17 protein-coding genes are annotated in these 17436 nt (G+C 66.7%); 10 read left to right on the forward strand and 7 right to left on the reverse strand.

Features of this window, described 5'->3' with window-relative positions; translation table 11 throughout:
* Positions 1 to 446, reverse strand: a 446-nt coding sequence (locus KIK09_RS54085) for a TetR/AcrR family transcriptional regulator (RefSeq protein ID WP_214327449.1), incomplete at its 3' end; no start/stop codon positions are given.
* A gap of 90 nt (positions 447 to 536) precedes the next feature.
* Between KIK09_RS54085 and KIK09_RS54090 the strand changes: the two genes are divergently transcribed.
* The 4 genes from KIK09_RS54090 (at position 537) to KIK09_RS60460 (ending at position 5744) form a co-directional block, all read left to right on the forward strand.
* Positions 537 to 1502 (forward strand): ketopantoate reductase family protein, encoded by a 966-nt coding sequence (locus tag KIK09_RS54090; protein ID WP_214327450.1) that lies wholly within the window; start codon positions 537 to 539, stop codon positions 1500 to 1502.
* Between the two features lie 160 nt (positions 1503 to 1662).
* The gene (locus KIK09_RS54095; RefSeq protein ID WP_214327451.1) at positions 1663 to 2079 is read left to right on the forward strand and encodes a hypothetical protein; all 417 of its coding nucleotides are present in this window, start codon (positions 1663 to 1665) and stop codon (positions 2077 to 2079) included.
* Positions 2076 to 3371, forward strand: a complete 1296-nt coding sequence (locus KIK09_RS54100; protein WP_214327452.1) for a hypothetical protein — start codon at positions 2076 to 2078, stop codon at positions 3369 to 3371. The genes KIK09_RS54095 and KIK09_RS54100 overlap by 4 nt, the downstream gene beginning before the upstream one ends.
* 84 nt (positions 3372 to 3455) lie before the next feature.
* Positions 3456 to 5744: a golvesin C-terminal-like domain-containing protein gene (locus tag KIK09_RS60460; RefSeq protein WP_443678897.1), complete on the forward strand. Its 2289-nt coding sequence runs from the start codon at positions 3456 to 3458 to the stop codon at positions 5742 to 5744.
* 842 nt (positions 5745 to 6586) lie between these two features.
* Here the strand turns inward: KIK09_RS60460 and KIK09_RS54110 are convergent.
* On the reverse strand, positions 6587 to 7114 hold the full coding sequence (locus tag KIK09_RS54110; protein WP_214327454.1) for a site-specific integrase: 528 nt from the start codon (positions 7112 to 7114) through the stop codon (positions 6587 to 6589).
* 798 nt (positions 7115 to 7912) lie between these two features.
* On the reverse strand, positions 7913 to 8392 hold the full coding sequence (locus tag KIK09_RS59790) for a site-specific integrase (RefSeq protein WP_275956603.1): 480 nt from the start codon (positions 8390 to 8392) through the stop codon (positions 7913 to 7915).
* Between the two features lie 810 nt (positions 8393 to 9202).
* On the opposite strand from KIK09_RS59790, the gene KIK09_RS54120 reads away from it, so the two are divergent.
* The 5 genes from KIK09_RS54120 to KIK09_RS54140 all read left to right on the forward strand — a co-directional run bounded on the left by KIK09_RS54120 (position 9203) and on the right by KIK09_RS54140 (position 12342).
* The gene (locus KIK09_RS54120; RefSeq protein WP_214327455.1) at positions 9203 to 9808 is read left to right on the forward strand and encodes a CGNR zinc finger domain-containing protein; all 606 of its coding nucleotides are present in this window, start codon (positions 9203 to 9205) and stop codon (positions 9806 to 9808) included.
* A gap of 10 nt (positions 9809 to 9818) precedes the next feature.
* Positions 9819 to 10466: a beta-ketoacyl synthase N-terminal-like domain-containing protein gene (locus KIK09_RS54125; RefSeq protein ID WP_214327456.1), complete on the forward strand. Its 648-nt coding sequence runs from the start codon at positions 9819 to 9821 to the stop codon at positions 10464 to 10466.
* Between the two features lie 66 nt (positions 10467 to 10532).
* Positions 10533 to 11636: a branched-chain amino acid aminotransferase gene (locus tag KIK09_RS54130; protein WP_214327457.1), complete on the forward strand. Its 1104-nt coding sequence runs from the start codon at positions 10533 to 10535 to the stop codon at positions 11634 to 11636.
* 4 nt (positions 11637 to 11640) lie between these two features.
* Complete coding sequence (locus tag KIK09_RS54135; protein ID WP_214327458.1) at positions 11641 to 11865, forward strand: hypothetical protein; 225 nt, start codon at positions 11641 to 11643, stop codon at positions 11863 to 11865.
* Positions 11866 to 12129: 264 nt separating this feature from the next.
* Positions 12130 to 12342: a hypothetical protein gene (locus KIK09_RS54140; RefSeq protein WP_214327459.1), complete on the forward strand. Its 213-nt coding sequence runs from the start codon at positions 12130 to 12132 to the stop codon at positions 12340 to 12342.
* A gap of 139 nt (positions 12343 to 12481) precedes the next feature.
* Here the strand turns inward: KIK09_RS54140 and KIK09_RS54145 are convergent, their stop codons facing one another.
* Both KIK09_RS54145 and KIK09_RS54150 read right to left on the reverse strand, forming a co-directional pair.
* Complete coding sequence (locus tag KIK09_RS54145; protein ID WP_214327460.1) at positions 12482 to 12859, reverse strand: hypothetical protein; 378 nt, start codon at positions 12857 to 12859, stop codon at positions 12482 to 12484.
* Positions 12860 to 12954: 95 nt separating this feature from the next.
* Positions 12955 to 15348 carry an NACHT domain-containing protein gene (locus KIK09_RS54150; protein WP_214327461.1) on the reverse strand — a complete coding sequence of 798 codons (2394 nt, stop codon included), beginning with the start codon at positions 15346 to 15348 and terminating at the stop codon, positions 12955 to 12957.
* Positions 15349 to 15533: 185 nt separating this feature from the next.
* Between KIK09_RS54150 and KIK09_RS54155 the strand changes: the two genes are divergently transcribed.
* Positions 15534 to 16031: a hypothetical protein gene (locus KIK09_RS54155; RefSeq protein ID WP_214327462.1), complete on the forward strand. Its 498-nt coding sequence runs from the start codon at positions 15534 to 15536 to the stop codon at positions 16029 to 16031.
* A 4-nt stretch (positions 16032 to 16035) separates the two neighbouring features.
* On the opposite strand, the gene KIK09_RS54160 is transcribed toward KIK09_RS54155, so the two are convergent.
* On the reverse strand, positions 16036 to 16275 hold the full coding sequence (locus tag KIK09_RS54160) for a hypothetical protein (protein WP_214327463.1): 240 nt from the start codon (positions 16273 to 16275) through the stop codon (positions 16036 to 16038).
* 258 nt (positions 16276 to 16533) lie between these two features.
* Positions 16534 to 16920: a hypothetical protein gene (locus tag KIK09_RS54165; protein ID WP_214327464.1), complete on the reverse strand. Its 387-nt coding sequence runs from the start codon at positions 16918 to 16920 to the stop codon at positions 16534 to 16536.
* Positions 16921 to 17436: the final 516 nt, after the last annotated feature.

Consider the following 17436-nt stretch of genomic DNA (forward strand, 5'->3'; position numbering starts at 1 on the left):
ACGTCGTCGCGAACGGCGCCGTCCCGCACGGCGGCGGCCACCAGGTCGGTGACAGCCTGCTCCAGCGCCCGGCTGCCCTCGGCGAGGGCACCCGAGCGATCGGCCATGAGCGTGGCCAACGTCCGGGCCAGACCCTCGTGGGCGTCTATGTGGTCGACCATGCCGCGTAGGAAGGTCGCCAAAGCCTCCGCCGCGGGCAGCGTGGCCTGTAGCTGGCGGGCGCGGTCGCACAGCGCGGCGACTTCCCCGTGGTAGACCGCCTCGGCCAGCGCCTCCCGGGTGGGGAAGTGGCGATACAGCGTGCCCGTGCCCACCCCGGCCAGACGGGCGAAGTCATCGAAGCGCAGGTCGAAGAAACCGCCGGCGTCGAAGACCTCCCGGGCGGTGGCGAGCAGGGCGTCGCGCTTGCGCTGGGCATCGGCCCGCAGGGGCTTGTCGGCGGTCATGCGCTACCTCGCGTTGACAAATGGAGATGACCTCCATATTTTGAAAAGTGGAGATTACCTCCAAATCGATCGTACCCCACGAGGTGCAGCGTGAAGATCCTGATGTTCGGCCGAGGCGTGATCGCCACCATCTACGGCTGGGTTCTGCAACAGGCGGGACATGACGTCGAGTTCTACGTCCGGCCGGGTCGCGCGGCGACGTACGGGGACGCGGTGGACCTCGACCTGTTCGATATGCGGCGGCGAGTGTGGGGGCAGCGCGTCGCCGAGAAGTGGCCGGTGCGCTACCGCGAGGCGCTGGAGCCTGACCACGACTTCGACCTGATCGTGCTCAGCGTGCCCCACCACCGCCTCGCGGAGGCGACGGCCTTCCTGGCCCCGCGTGTCGGCCAGGCCACGGTGCTGATCTTCGGCAACCTCTGGACCGAGCCGCTCGCCGCGATCGGCGCACTCCCCGCCGACCAGATCGCCTGGGGCTTTCCCCAGGCCGGTGGCGGTTTCGGCGCGGACGGCGTACTCCACGGGGCACTGCTACCGTCGGTCATCTTCGGCACCCTCGACCGGCCCCCGACCGACCGGGAACGGGCCGTGCGCCAGGCCTTTCGCCAGGCCGGCCTCCGGATCAAGGAGCGGCCTGACTTCCGCGGCTGGCTGTGGGTCCATTTCGCGTCGGATGCCGGCATGTTCTCGCAGGGCCTGCGGCTGGGATCCCTGTCCCAACTGGCCGGGGCAACGGGCGACCTGCGCGAGGCGCTGCTGGCCGGCCGCGAACTGCTGCCGCTCCTCCAGGCGCGCGGCCTCGACCTGCGACGACACCGGGGCGGTGTGCTGCCGTTCCGGGCGCCCACCTGGCTGACGGCACCCGTGCTCGCCTGGCTGACCGCTCATGTCGCGCCCGCGCGCGTGAGCCTCACGGCGCACTCCGACCCCGACGCCGAGGAGCCGCGCGAGGTCTGCCGGGACACCCTGGCCGAAGCACGACGGTTGGGCATCTCAGTACCGCGACTTGAAGCGGCGGAACCGAACTTCGCCCGCGAGGGGACAGGTCGAGTCTGAATTCACCGATGTCGTCGGTCCCGGTGATTCATCGCGGCTCCTTGGTCCGCCGCGTCCCAGAGCCAAACCCGGTCGCACCGGTCGAGCAACTGCCGTTCACACACGGCTTTTCGCTGTCCAGCCTCTATCGCCTGTCCGTGACGTCGTGGAAGGAAAAGTCATGACTACCGCCGAGAAGCACGAGTTCCCCATGGCCCGTACGTGCCCGTTCGCGCCGCCGCCGGCGTATGAGGAGATCAGCGAACAAGAGCATTTCGAGTTGCATCGGGGCGTAACCGTCGACAACGCACTGCTCGCTGTGGCCAACGGTATCGAGAGGGCGACCATGACCACTGATCCCACGTCGGCCTCTAGCTCGATGGCGCAGCTACAGCTTCGGCCGCATCAAGATGTCCTCTCGCATCGCCCGGTTCAACGCCCGCGACAGGCCCCGACCATCAACACGATCACCGCGCGCCGCGATTCGCGCCTCGGTCAGCTCTATATCCCTGATGCCCGCGTCGAGCACCTGCTGGCCGCAGATCAGAAACATGGCGTCCAGGGCCTGCCGCCACGCGGCCTCCTCCTTCTGAGGTGACGCCGCCCGGCGGCGACCTTGCGGCCGGCGATTGCCGCCCAGCCCGGAGCCAGCTGATCACCTCGACGGACGCCAACGGCAACGCCACCTCCTACGGCGACTACGACCCGACCGGCTACCCCAAGACGATCACCGATCCTTACTCGAACGTCACGACCACTACCTATGACGTGCGCGGCAACGTGCTGACGGTGACCGACGCGCTGGGCAAGAAGACCACCCAGACCTACGACATCTTCAAGCGGCCGCTGGAGAACAAGGCCCCCAAGGACCAGGACACCGGGAAGTTCATAGTCACCCCGGCGCCCATCTACGACGCCAACGACAACATCACCACGGTGACCGCGCCGAACGGGGCTATCTCCACCGCCACCTACGACGACGCCGACCAGTTGCTCAGCTCGATCCTGCCGGTGGACAAAGCGGGCGATCCCGAGCGGAAGGCGTCCTTCACCTGGGACCTGGCCGGCAACCTGAAGACGCAGACCGAGCCCAAGGGCAACCTCACCCCGGCCGACCTGAACGACTACGTCACCACCTATCTGTATGACGCGATCTACCAGCTGACCGACGTCGTCAACGCGAAGCAGGACAAGATCACCTACAGCTACGACAACGTCAGCAACACCACCAAGGTCATCGATCCGCGCAAGAACGCCACCGTGGACGCGAACGACTACACAGCGATCTACGGCTATGACCTGAACCATCGGGTGAAAACCGTCAAGGACGCGGCCGGCTATCAGACCTCGACGGACTATGACCTGGACGGGCTGGTGGTTGGGCAGACCGACCAGGAGAACAACAAGTCGATCACCGTCTACGACAAGCGCGGCGCCGTCGTCGAAACCCGCGTGCCGCACGCCGAGACCGACGGTGTGATCAAGTACGTCACCACCAAGTTCGTCTACGACCAGGTCGGCAACCAGACCAAGGTGATCACCCCGCGCGGGGTGGAGCGCGGCGGTGACCTGGTCGACTTCGTTCAGGAGACCAAGTACGACAAGCTGAACCGGCCGAGCGAGAAGGTCTTCCCCTACGACCGGTCCGACCCGGTCTACAACACCCCCGACTCGGTGCTGTACACCTACGACCCGGTCTCGCGGCTGCAGGAGATCTCCTCCCCGCCCTCGCACGGCCAGTCGATCCGCAACGTCTCCTCGATGACGTACTGGGACAACGGCTGGTCCAAGACCACCACCGATGCGTGGAAGATCAAAACCTCATACGACTACAACGAGCTGAGCGAGCAGACCAACCGCACCGTCACCAGCGCGGGCAACTCCAGCTAGCGGGCGCTGGACTGGAGCTACTACCCGGACGGCAAGCTCAAGACCCACTCCGACAACGGCGTCCCGCTCGGCCTGGACGTCGTCCTGGACGACAACTCCGACACTGGCCAGGTGAGTGCGACCGGCTCGTGGACCACCACCTCGGGCGGCAGCTTCGCCTCCAATGCGGTCGGCCCGCGCGTGCAGGCCGACGCGACCTCGGGGTTCGTCGGATATGACTACGCCGTCGCCCCGGCTGGCACCGGGTCGTCCGCCTTCACCTGGAACCTGACCATCCCCAGTGATGGCAGTTATAAGGTCTACGCCCAATACCCGGCCGGCGCGACTGCGACCAACGCCGGCTACCAGGTTAAGCACGGCGCCACCACCGACACCGTGACGGTGGACCAGACCAAGAACAGCGGCGACTGGGTTCAGCTGGGTACCTACACCTTCACCGCCGGCCTGGGCGACACCGACAACGCCAACGGCAGCGTCATCGCTGACGCCGTCAAGCTGGTGCGCGACAACAGCGGTCAGACCGACGGCGAGAAGAAGCACTTCACCTACACCTACGACCCGAACGCCAACCTGGTCGACATCGCCGACAACTCGGCCAACGCCAAGATCGACAACTGGGACATCTCCTACACCGGTCTCAACCAGATCGACACCATCAAGGAGACGCTGAAGGGTGTCCTGAAGAACACCACCAGCTACGGCTACAACGAAAACAGCGCCGTCACCCAGCTCACCCACGACAAGGTGCTGTCGACCTACCGCTACGACATCCGTGACCTGGTCGATCAGGTGGTCAACAAGAAGTCCGCATCGGATCCGCTGCCGAAGACGACCGGCTACACCTACACTCCGCGCGGTGAGTGGCTGAAGGAGACCAAGGCCAACGGCAACACCGTTGACTACGACTACTTCCTGTCCGGCGTCCTGCGCTACTCGGTGGAGAAGAAGCCCAACGCGGCCATCGTGGCCGAGCACACCATCGGCTATCAGGGCAACCTGCAACGCGCGAGCGACCACGCCAAACTCCAGAACGCCGACAACCCGGGTGCGTACTTAGAGAACGACTACGCCTACACCTACGACCCGCGCGACCGCATCGCCAAGACGGTGAAGACCCCGGTCGGCGGCGGTGCGGCGGAGACCGAGACCTACTCCCACGACCCCAACAGCAACGTCTGGCAGCAGCAGGTCCTGGGCAAGACCAGCACCTTCAATTTCGACCGCAACCGGCTGATGACCTCGGTCACCGACGGTGCCACCTCGACCTACACCTACGACCCGTACGGCCGGCTGCGCACCATCCAGGGCGGCGGCAAAACCCAGGAGAAGTACACCTACGACGGCTTCGACCACGTCATCAAGCACGAAAAGCTCGGCGGCGACGGCGCCACCACGGTCACCAGCTACACCTTCGACCCGCTCGACCGGACAACGTCGAAGACGGAGAAGGAAGGCTCCGCCTCGGCGAAGACCACCAACTACTCCTACCTCGGCCTATCCAGCGAGGTCCTGGACGAAGAGGTGGCCGGCCAGCTGACCAAGGCCTTCCAATACTCGCCGTGGGGCGAACGCCTGTCGCAGACGAAGATCACCGACACGGGCGCTGAGGAGTCGTCGTACTACGGCTACAACGCCCACTCCGACGTCGAGGACATCACCAAGGAGAACGGCGACACCCGAGCCACCTACGGCTACACCGCCTACGGCAGCAACGACGACAAACTCTTCACCGGTATCGACAAGCCGGACCCGGTCGACCCGACGGCCAAGGACGAGTACAACCCGTACCGGTTCAACGGCAAGCGGTGGGACAACTCCACCGGCATGTACGACATGGGGTTCCGCGACTACAACCCGGGCCTCAACCGCTTCCTCAACCTCGACTCCTACAACGGCGCTCTCGACGACCTCGGCCTCGGCCTCGACCCCTGGACCGCCAACCGCTACGCCTTCACCGGCGGCAACCCCATCAACTCCGTCGAAATCGACGGCCACTCCGGCTGCATGGAAGGCGAACCCTGCAACACCGGCCGCCGCTCCCCATCAGGCGACCACCCCGACGGCAGCCCGTTCCGTCCGATCAGGAACCAGAACGTCAATATCCCGCATCCAACGAAGTGCTACGCGGAGTGTGACGGGCCCACCAAGCTACCGACAGAACAGAAATCTGGAGGCTTTTGGGACTTCGTCGGCGGCCTAATCACGCCTTGGGGTGCGGCACACTTCCAGGATCAGTGTGACTGGTTTTATGGACTAGGGATTGATGACGATCCTAGCTGCGGCGGTTATCAGCCGCTGGGCGATAAAGGCTTGGCAGTCCGGCTACGGGAACGCAACGATGGACTGCCGTACGCCCGAAATGCCAAATCTTAGTTGCGGAGTAGTCATCCCGCCTGGCGGGCTCCCGGACGCCGGGGAAGTCGCTCTCGGTATTAGAAAAGAAGGAGGACTTCGCAATTTGCCGATAAGCGTGGACTCACCCACTTCCTGGACGGCACAATGGAGGAGGCGCTTGCCTCAGTAAGAGACGTCGCCTTCTATAAGCCTGAAACTTGGATTCATGTAAACCTCGATGGATTCGACCATGCCGCCGATCCCGCTCGCGCATTCAAGGAAGCGTATGATCGGGGTGGTGGGAATAACTGGTTTACGACAGAGCGCGAGATGAGAATCGTTGGAGACTCCGTGCGCAGGGGCTACAGGGACTGGAGTAGCATCACCTTCTATCGCGGGGGCGAGGTAGTCAACATACCTCTGCCCAGCTTCCTAGGAGGTTGAGATGACCCTGAGTGCTACCTGGTGAAGGGAGTTCCGCCTATGGCACTACGCCGTGAGCTACTCACGCCTGTTGGTGAGGAGCATCGATCCTGCTGCCTCGCCAAAACGAATCGATGTCCTCTTCAGCAACGTTGAGCGCATGAGAATCGAGGCCGAATATGGCGAACTCGTAATCCAAGAGATCACACTCCCTGCCGATCCTTCATTGGAGGCGTTCGGGATAGAATGGCCAGCCCATGGCAAGGTCTTCTTGATCAACAGCGGTCCGGACTTTGTGGCTGCTACTCACTGTCAATGGCACGAAGATGATGGAGACGCGCGCGCCCCGTCGAGATTCGGACCTTTTCATGGGACTGATTAGCACTTCAGTCCTAGATCGCGAGACTGGTTGCTTGTAGTAACTGGGCCGTACGTACGGTAGGCGGCCACCGCTGTGATCATTCACGTGTGTTGGAACTGAAGATCATGTGGTGGCCGCGCCCTACAGGTATGATCTGAATCACGATGTAATTCAGACGGCCACCAGGGATAGAGCCATCTATCAGACGCACAGTGTGGTCCACCAGAATCCAACCATGGTTGCTCGACGGTTGCTCGTATGCCATGAAACCCGGTGAGAGGGCCCGAAATACGGCGGCATCAACGAACGCCGCGAGCTGCTGTTCGGTCCAGATCGCCACCGCCGGACGCTCTCCCGACAATCGCCACCGGGCCGCCCATCCGGCGGTCCAGATCACCGGATGCCGTCGCCGAGGACGAGGCAGTTCGGCTCCGTTCGCGGGGTTGACCAGGATCAGTCGGGCACGGACCGCCGCATTCAGCGGGGTTCGCAAGGTGGCGTTGATCCGCACCGCGGTAGTGGGCGACAACCAGCGGCCGGTCGGCCAGATCCGGAAGCCACTGAGGTTGTGGATGCCCCTGAAGGCGCACGCGTCGGGGAGACGCTCGAGGACCAGTTCAAACATCTACGTCTGCGACCGTTTCGTCATCCCCGCCCTCACCTCCGAGCAACAGGCCGATATTGGCCTCGGGCCTCAGCCTGAGCCAACTGACCAGAACCCATGTCCAGGAGCATCTCGGTTACCGATATCTGATCTGCCGCGACGGGAAAGAGGTCGGCAAGGTCGAGCGCGCCGTCCGCGAGGGCGCATTGCAGGCAGGGCCTCCGCGCCTCAATCCCCAACGAGCCCAGGCTGCCCGCAGGCGACTGAGCGCTGTGCTCGGTGCGTGCTCCAACCTCCGAGCGCTCCGTTAGGTGGTTCCTTAGCAGTCATCTCTACGTAGGGGCCGGCGTGCTCTGGTGTACGGAACTCGATCAGAGGGCCCACGATGCGATGATCGAATAGGGTGTCGGCCGTGCTCGGCGCGTGCTCCTGCGCCCCGACACGCCCCGACATGACTTGGCACTGTCGGACACGCAAAGTGCGCGCGGGCGGCATGAACTACCATCAAACGGTATCGCGTGGCACTAAAAGATCTTGCTTCTAATCCGACGGTCGCAGGTTCGAATCCTGCAGGGCGCGCTTCTCGGCCAGGCGACCATGGCGTTGACCTGGCCTTTTCCATGATCGAGGTTCTCTGGGGTAGGCAGCAGGATGCCGCCGGATGCAGCTCTGTGCCACTGGTCGCGGAACATACGCGGAATGGGATCACCTCTGTTTTCGCAGGTCGGCATGCTGGTTTGGAGCATGGGATCGTGAGTCCGATGCCGTGAACGACGAAGGACCCCGGGGTCTCCCGCGGGGTCCTTCGTGCTTTTCCGATCACGCTGCCAGCGCCTCCAGGATGCGCGCGTTGGCCACCTCCTGTTGCCCGTCGATGCACTTGGCGTAGACTCTGAGCATCACGTCCACGCCATGTCCTGCGCGCTCGGCGGCCTCAGGCGCGTGCACGCCGGCGTTGAGCCAGAGTGAGACGGCCGCGTGCCGCAGGTCGTACGGTCGAGCGGCCAGGGGAGAGGCGACCTGGTCAGGTGTGAAGGCGTAGGTCCGGGCTTCCTTCCACACCTTGGCGTAGGCGGACCCCGAGATCACACCGCCCGTGCGGGTTCGGAAGAGCCGCCCGTCCTCTCCGACGCCATTCATGGCGATGTGGTCGCGAATGAAAGCCACCAGCTCCGGCGGGATGGGAACCAACTGGGTCTCTGTCTCCTCCCGATGCTTGAGACCACGTACATCGTGCGCCTCGCCAGAGTCGGTATAGCGCGTGTTGCCCTGCGGCCGGGTCTTCTCCAGCGTGAGCAACCCCCAGCCCTTCTCCGGGAGGTAGCAGTCCTCTCTCGGAGACCGGCAGCCTCAGCAGGACGCAGCCCACCGAAGTACATGCACGCGAACATGGCCGCGAGCATCGGGCCGCGTGTCCTCCCCACGTAGGTCACTGCGGTGAGCAGCCGTCGGGCTTGGGCCGGGTTGACCACAGAGCGCCGATCGATCTCGCTGTTGGTCTTTGTCTTGCGGAACTTGACCTTGTGGAGCGGATTTGCCGAAAGCTCCTGCAGCTCTACGGCGTATTCGAGCACATGGTGGAAGACAGCCCTCTTGCGGCGGTAGGTCGAGGTCGCGGCAGCCTTGCCGTCCAGGAGGAGAGCGAGGGCTTCCAGGGCGGCCCGCGCGTGCTTTGGCTCCTCCAACGCGGACAGTGGCAGGGAGGCGGACTCCAGCCACTGCACCGAGGGCAACCCCGAAGAAGCTGCCCATTTGTGATGTGCCCCCGGCGGGGTGCAGCGCAGATGGGCAGCAAGGCTCCCACGCCGTCAGTCGACAGAAACTCACGATATCCGGGAGCTTCCAGCTCGGTAGAAGCCGCTGATTATGAGTCAACGACCTATGTGTTGGGCGCGGCTTCAACGCCCGTCTTCGTATCGCTTCGCGGCATCAATGCCGGTTCCGGAATGTCAGGGAATGCCGCCCGGTGATCCGGCGTATCGGTAGCCGAAGAGCATCTGCCGAATCACAAACGCGGATATCTCACCGGTAAATGCATCTAGCAAGTGTTAATCACACCTTCTATCCTTCTATGCAGGTGACGTCATTTGCGGAGGAACCTTGGTTGACGTGAGTGCGCCCGCGGGTGCCGAGCCAGGTGCCCGGCGTGCCGCGCCGGGCACGCTGCGGCTCGTTCAGGCCTTCGTGAACACCTTCGACTGGGAGGCGCGGCGTGATGCCCTGTCCTCCCTCGACGGCCTGCACGGTTGGCTGGCGGACGAGCACCTGGTCGAGCCGGAGACCGAGATCGGCATCCTGGCGCTCCGGCAGGCCGCGGCGCTGCGGGAGGGCCTGCGTGCGATGGCCCGTGCCAACAACGGCGTGCCATTCGATCGGGAGGCACTGGCACTCATGGACATGGCGATCCAGGAACTCCGGATCGCCATGTCCCTCACCTCCGAGGGCTCGCTGACGCTCGTCGCGCCGTCACCCTTCGGGCAGGCGATGGCCGAGATCCTCGATGTCGTGCGCACCGCGATGGACGACGGCCGCTGGCGCAGGATGAAGGCGTGCCGGCGGGATGTCTGCAGGTGGCTCTTCTACGACGGCTCCAGGAACCAGTCGAGCCACTGGTGCACGATGGACATCTGCGGAAACCGGGAGAAGAGCAAAAGCGCCTATCACCGTCGCAAGGACCGGCTGGCAGGTGAGTCGGTAAAGGCTCCGAAGACCTGAGGACTTCGCAATGGCACACGACCTCGGCGATATCGCGATCATCGAGATGTCCGTCCGTCTGCCCGCCGCCCGCGACTACCGGGAATACTGGCGAAACCTGTGTGCGGGCCTCGAATCCAGCTCGTCGATCACCGCCGAGGACTCACTGAGGGACAGGTTTGATCCGGCGATGCTCTCCCACCCCAACTACGTCAACAGGAGCGCGCTTCTCGAGACCGCGGAGCTGTTCGACGCCGGCTTCTTCGACATGGCTCCGCGCGAGGCGGGTGTCCTCGACCAGCAGCATCGCCTCCTCCTGGAGTACGCCTGGGAGTGCCGGCCGGAGACCTTCGATCGCGACGTGGGCGTCTTCATCGGCTGTACGGCGAGCAACTATCTCCTCAACCACGAGGACGTGGACATGCCCAGCGCCTACTCCCTGCACCTGGCGACGGGACCCGAGTTTGCGGCGACCCGGCCCCGCGGAAGGTGGCGCGGTCCCGGACACCGAGGACGGCGTGCGCGCGCACCTCCGCTCCCTGGTCGGCAGCCTGCTCGGCGTCGGCCCGACGACGTCGACGCGCATACGTCACTGTTCGAGCTCGGGTTCACCTCCTACTCGGTGATCGAGGCGAACGAGGAGATTCAGGATCGAACTGCCGCTCAGGCGGCTGTATGAGGACGTGACCACGGTTCAGTCACTGGCCAAGCACATCGCTGCTGAGAAACAGGAGGTTGGCGCGGAATGAAAGTAGAAGTCGAGTTCAGTCGCACCCTGAACCCCGAACCCGCCGGCGCGGAGCGGGTGGCGGAGATCCAGCGCGATCCGGGGTTCGGCAGGTATTTCACCGATCACATGGTCACCATGGCCTACGACCAGGACCGCGGCTGGCACGATGCGAGGTTACGCCCGCACGAGTCGTTGGGCCTGCCGCCGGGGACCGCGGTCTTCCACTATGGCCAGGCTGTCTTCGAGGGGCTGAAGGCCTACCTCCAGCCGGACGGCTCCATCGCCAGCTTCCGGCCCGAGGCCAACGCCGAACGGTTCCGCGCCTCGGCATGGCGGCTGGCGATGCCCGAGCTGCCGGAGGAGGTCTTCCTCGCCTCGCTCAGGGAACTGGCCGAGACGGACAGGCACTGGGTGCCGGCCGAGAACGGCAACTCCCTCTATTTCCGTCCCTTCATGATCGCGACCTCCGTCGGGCTCGGGGTGACACCGTCCACCGAGTACATCTATGTCCTGATCGCCTCGCCCGTCGCGTCCTACTTCACCAGCGGGGCGAAGCCGGTGAGCGTGTGGCTCTCGGAGGAATACGTGCGGGCCGCTCCCGGCGGGACCGGCTCGGCCAAGTTCGCCGGCAACTACGGGGCCGCGTTCATTGCCCAGGAGGAGGCGGTACGGCACGGCTGCGACCAGGTCGTCTGGCTGGACGCGGTGGAACGCCGGTGGGTGGAGGAGATGGGGTGTATGAACCTCTTCTTCGTCTTCGGCTCGGGACCGACGGCGAGAGTCGTCACACCGGAGCTGAGCGGCTCGCTGCTGCCGGGAATTACCCGGGACTCGCTGCTGCGGCTGGCCAGCGACGCCGGTTACGGCGTCGAGGAGCGGAAGATCTCGGTTGACGAGTGGAAGAAGGCGAGCGCTTCGGGAGACCTCACCGAGGTGTTCGCCTGCGGGACGGCGGCCGTGGTTACACCCGTGGGCAGAGTCAGACACGCGGGGGGCGAGCTGGTCATCGGGGAAGGAGAACCCGGCCCCGTGACCACCCGGCTGCGCCGGCGGCTGACCGAGATCCAGACCGGCGTGGCACCCGACCCCCACGGGTGGATGCACACGCTGCTGCCCTGAGCCGATGGCACGAATCATCGCGCTGTGGAGCGCACCCCGGTGCCGCTCCACGGCGTTCCTCAGGATGATGCGGCAGCGCCGGGACTGCCTGGTCATCCGCGAGCCGTTCTCGCACGTCGCCGATTTCGGCGAGGCGCGGTTCGGCCTGAAGCTCAGCCGCACCGGCCGGATCGCCGAGGGCGAGCAGCGCGTCCCCCGGTACTGGGGCAGGAGCTGCATCCACCGGTGATACTTCCGGTCGGCCAGACGAGCGGCGGCTTGGTCGAAGAACTCCGGCGCGCCGACTGGATCGCCGGCTTGCAGGGCGTTGACTCCGGGTTCGAACACCGCCTCTGTCTGCTCGAGCGGATCATCGGGGCAGACCGGGTCAGCGCCGAACCGTGTGGGGCTGCTCGGAATCAGATCCCGTACTTGGCAGGCCTCCGCAGCATTGTCGCGGCGGCGGTGCCGGACACCTTCGTGGCGGTGCGCGGGGTCGGCATAGGGTGTGCGGGTGATCCACGGTAAGGCCGGAATGATCTTGGAGGTGGTGGTCGCCGACGTCGGGCTCGCGGCCCTGGAGTTCGACGACGCGCGGGCCTGGCTGGATCGGGCGCGTCGCCACCCGATGCAGGCCGACGGCGACGAGCTCTACGTCAGCTTCAGCATGTCCAAGGGATCGCTCACCTATCGCCGGTTCGCCGCGGTCGACGTGGCCGGATCGTAGCTGGGCTGGACGATCCAGAGCCATGCGCGCTGGGCGTTCCGTCCCGAGGACATGTCGCTGTGGTACGAGAACATGGAGGTCTGGGGCATGACCGAGGGCGAGGAAGACGGGGTCGTGTTCTCGGTGGCCCAGTCCGATCTCATCCGCTGACGCAGGAGCGGCTGCCGAGCGGGGTGACGGAGAATCTGACCGGCGAGGCGGTGATCGTGAAGCAGCCGCCCTGGGCGTACGCCTGATTGAGGCGTTTCCTGGCGTGCTCGTAGGTGATCTTCAGCGCGGCCGCGCAGGCCAGGGCGGCCGGACGGTGGGGGAGGCGCACGCAGATGATGTCCGCCGCCGGGCCGGCGAGCCAGCCGGCGCGATCGGCGGCCCGCTTCATCGCGGCCGTGGTCGCGGGCGGGAAGGTGTAGGAGCAGGTTCGCCTCGAGCAGTCGGTCCGGACGGGGCGGGCGTCGGCGGACATGGCGAGCAGCAGCGCGGCGACGGCCACGATCGTGATCAGCAGGGCAGGACGCACGGGACGCTCCTTGTAGGCGGGTTGGGTCACCCACCTTGTGGGAGGAGTCAGGCGTCCGGCATACAAGCCGGACGCATCCCGGCCTACCTGGGCATTCAGGGGTTCGGTGGTGTCCGGCCGGACGGCTGGCCGGCCAGATGGTCCTGGAGTTCGGCGTGGCGGAACTGGTAGATCGGGCCGACCGTGCGCAGAAGGCCGAGGCGGTGGGCGTCGTCCAGGAAGGACATCAGCGCAAGGGAGGTGCCGGTGGACAGGGCGAGGCGGAACGTGGCGATCAGGTAGGCCATCCAGGCGTGGTGACGGCCGGCGGCGAGCCCGGCGGTGACGCCGAAGACGAGGGCGTAGATCAGACCGACCGCGGCTCCGAAGGCCGGCGTGTCGGTGAGACCGGCCGCGACGCCGGCCGCCAGGCCCCCGGTGAGGGCGGCGCTGGAGCCGATGGTGGCGGCACGCACAAGGTTCAGCGTCCGGTCGGCGCGCCAGCTCGTCGGCGGCGTGCTGGCCCGACCGGCCGAGGACGGTGCCTCGGCCCAGGTGGCGAGCCCGGCGGCGAAACCGTGTGCCAGGCCGACCGCCAGGCCTGAGACGAGGGCGGCCACGATGATGGTGACGGCGGAGTCGACGGTCAGCCACATCATGGCGACCATCACCAGCCCGGTGCCGAGGCCGAACAGGAGACCGCGCAGCGGTTTGAAGCGCGGTCTGAACCGGCGGCCGCGGAACCGGAGATCGGCGAAGCCCGGCGGCTGCCGTTCCCAGGTGCGGGCCGCGTAGGCGACGAGAAGGCCGCCGCCGAGTCCGTATGCCAGCCCGTAGGCCAAGGCGTACCGGGGGAAGGGGACGAATCCCTCGGCCAGGCCGACGGCGATGACGGAGAGGGTCGCCGTGACGAGCGCGAAGGTGAGGGCCAGGACGAGGCGGATCGTGCGGGTAACGGCGTGCGTGTCGCCGGCCAGGCGCCACCAGGCCAGGTCACGCGTTCGCGGGGAGCCGTCCGGATTGCGCGGGTAGGTGAGGTGGCGGGCCAGATAGCCGAGCGCGTGCCGTACCTGATCAGGGTCGTGGTGGCGGCGCGGGCGGAACAGATCGCCCGGACGGGTGCTGGGCGGGCGCGATTCGACCAGGGCGGCGATGAGGCGGTCGAACAGGTGGGCGCGCAGCGCCGCGGCGTCGGGGAACTGGCCGGTGTCGAGCAGCGCGCCCGGGTCGGCGTCCGGGGTGATGTAGACGGCGCGGAGCAGCCACAGCCCGAGCGGAGTCGTGCTGACGGCGGCCATCGCGCCCGCCTGGCCCGACGCGGACCCGAGCTGGTCGAGCACCTGCTCCCAGGCAGGTCCGGGCTTCGGTGGCAGGCAGCGCCGCAGGTAGCCGGCGGCGGCGACGGGGGTCAGCGGATCGGGTTCGATGACCACGGCGGAGGTGAGAACGTCACCGCCGAGTTCGACGGCGCCGCGATAGTCGGGCGTGCGGCCGGTCACGACGAGCTGGTCGGCCCCGCCGAGGGAGCGGTTGAGCGTGGCGATGGCCCTGGCCTGCGCCTGCGCGGGGAGCTCGTCCAATCCATCCAGAACTGGAAGGACATGCCCCCGTACGGCCAGCGTCACCGGCGCCTCCGCCCCCAGGACCGTGGCCCGTAGCGCCGGATAGTCCTGGTCCAGCCGCGCCGCCAGCCAGTCCTGTAGCAGGGGGAAAGCCGTGGGATCCCATTCGGCGACCGGCAGCAGCACGGGGACGGGCTCGTCGGGATCGTCATGACGGGACGCCAGGAGCTCCAGCAGCAACTGGACCGCCAGGGTGGTCTTGCCGGTGCCGGGACCGCCGAGTATCACCAGGCGCTGGCGGCGCATCGCGCGGAACCGGCTGGTCAGCGCGGCGACGTCGTCGCTGGAGGCGGTCAGCCGCGCCGATCCCGGCGTGAGGTTGGCGGCGTGATCGGTCAGCCGCTCGTCGTCCGTGGGCCGCCAGCGAACCGGGATCGGATCGGGGTCGGCCAGGCTGCGGATGCGCGCCTCGGTGCGCCACTGCTGCTCGACCAGCCCGGCCAGCACGTCCTTGGCCTCGGCGACCGCGGCATCCGCCGGACCTGCCCGGCGGGGGCGCGCCACGGACTCCAGGCGCCTGACCGCCTCGCCGGCCTGACGGCGATCGCTGCGCAGGTCGGCCAGCCGTACCAGGAGGTCGTGGTAGGCCGTGTCCCAGGACTGAGGCTCACCCAGGTCGGCGGGAACGGTCCGGCCGGATTCGTCGGCGATGCGCAGGCAGGTGTCGACGAAGACCTCGACGTGTTCCTGCTCGGGCCGTACCGGGCGGGTTTCGCTGATCATCCCGGCGATGGTGCTGCGCTTCAGCCGTAACGGGGGCTGCCCGCCGCGTCGCCGGGGCGTGCGGGCGCTGGCCGACTCCAGTTCGCGAACCGACACCGCCGCGGCGTCCTTCAACGCCCGCAGGCGCCGTGCGAACGACAGCCGGGGATCAGGATCGTCGACCACTCGAGCACCTCGCCTTGCCGTGCCGCCGACTCCACATGTCCGGTGACGCCGGACGCGTGCGCATTCCGAGCGTAGGCCACCACCTCCGGCTTCGCCCAGCGAACCGGGCGGCGTCCGTGTCCATTGCCGGACAGGGATCCGGACGGGCAGCGTCGGCCCCGACCCGCTACGAAAGGACCACGCTCATGAGGAATCCAGCTCCCTGGCTCGTCGCCGGTGGCTTGGCGCAGGCCGCGGCCGGAATCGCCGCGGCCCTGATCCCGGCGCTCGGGTTCGACAGCCGCTCACCCGCATGGTGGACGGTGCTCCTGGCCCTCGTCCACGTGCCGCAGGCCGTCGGCTTCGTGCTCCTGGCGCTGCGGGTGGGCGGGTTCGGGTACTGGACCACGGCCGTGGCGGTGACCGCGTTCGTCCCGGCCGAACTGGTCGCGTTCATGTCGCTTGACGCGACGGGCACGGTCTTCGCGATCCTCACGCCGGTGGCCGGGATCGGGCTGGTCGTGGCAGGCATTTCCGATCTACGCCGCCGGGTCGGCCTCGGTCGCCACGTCACGCTCGTCGCCGGCCTCTACGTCTTCGTCGTCCTCATCCCGTGCCTGGTCGCGCTGGGTCCGGTCGCCGCCGTGCTCGCCATCGGCGGGTGGGGGGTGTGTTTCGCCCTGATCGGCGGCGCTCAGGCGTGACCGGCTACTTCCAGGACTGCGGGCGCAACGGCTCGTCCAGTCCGATCCGGCCGGCGAGGTTGTCGACCAGGCCGACCAGCGTGGCGAACGCGCACTCGGTGACCAGTTGCAGCACGTCGGCCGGTCCGAGCCCGGCGGCCGCGGCTCGCCGTACCACTGCGTCGGGGACGGCGCCGCGGCCGGTCACCAGGGCTCTGGCGAAGGCGTAGACGGGTGGGAGAATCCCGAGATCCGCGAAGTTCACCGCCGTCACCCCGTCCATCCCGGCCCCGGGGAGTCTGAGGTGGCGAGGTGCTCGTGTAGCGTGGCGCGCCGGAATTGATAGACCGCCTCGACCATGCGAAGCAGTCCAGTCGGCGGGCGTCGTCGGGGAAGTCCATGAGGCGCCCGGGAAGCCGATGTGTGCGGGCGTGCCAGGTCATCGCGATGGCGCAGATCAGCCAGGCATGGTGCCCACTCGGAGGGGTCGTGTCCGGTTTGACCTGGCACAATCCATGAACTATCACTCAAGCAAGCAGAACGTTCTCTCATGGGAGCTGGTGCCGCTGAGGGTGGCGCAGTCGTCGCAGAGAGTCTTGATCCAGGGTCTGTCCCTGGGCTGGCCAGGCGCGCCGCAGGACTCGCAGATCCGGGCTGATTCCTGCTCGGCGGCGCGGACGAGTTGTGACGGCGTCAATCCCTCGTAGCGGTCGGGCTCCCTTTCATCCGGCGCCGCGAGCGAACGCAGCAGGCCGGTCAGTAAAGAGACTCTCAGCTCGCCGTACTTCTCCTTGACCTGGTTGACTCTGTAGCCGGGGTCGACGGCCAGCAGGTCACTGTGCAGCCGCTGCAGCAGCGGATGCCAGCCATGGCCGACTTCGTCGAGGAATGCGGGAATCTGGTCGGACATACCTTCATGATCTACTACTGGCGCCCCTTTGTTAGAGGGCGGTTCGCGAGTGATCGCTTGCGCTGTCCCGGAAGACCTGGTTGCGGGCTCGTGGCTTAGCTACGGACGCGGCTGAGCGAACAATCCCGGCTCGATCTCCGCGAGGATGCTCAGGCCGACCAGGCGTTTGAGCTTGGCACGGGTGTTTTCGATGTTCTTACGGACCAGGGGCAGGTCCAGGGCCGGGCACAGATCACGCGCTCGGGTGGGCTGGCCGGTGTCGGCCAGGACAGTGAGAATCTGCTGGTAGGGCGGGTGATCGGGGAGCGCGGGACCTCCCAGACCGCGCGGACGGTGTCTGGGGCGGGGATCTGCTTGGCGAACCGCTCGGAGCGGTCGGCCAGCCCCCCCGGCGGTCCCGGTCGGTGGGCGCCTGTTCGGCGGCGGTCAGGTGGGAGATCCCCGGAGCGTGTCCGATCCGTACAAGACCGATGCCGATCTCGCTGAATATCGTCACGGCGGGCGCATGAGGACGGC

It is taken from the genome of Nonomuraea sediminis, assembly GCF_018531495.1.
Taxonomy (GTDB): Bacteria; Actinomycetota; Actinomycetes; order Streptosporangiales; family Streptosporangiaceae; genus Nonomuraea; species Nonomuraea sediminis.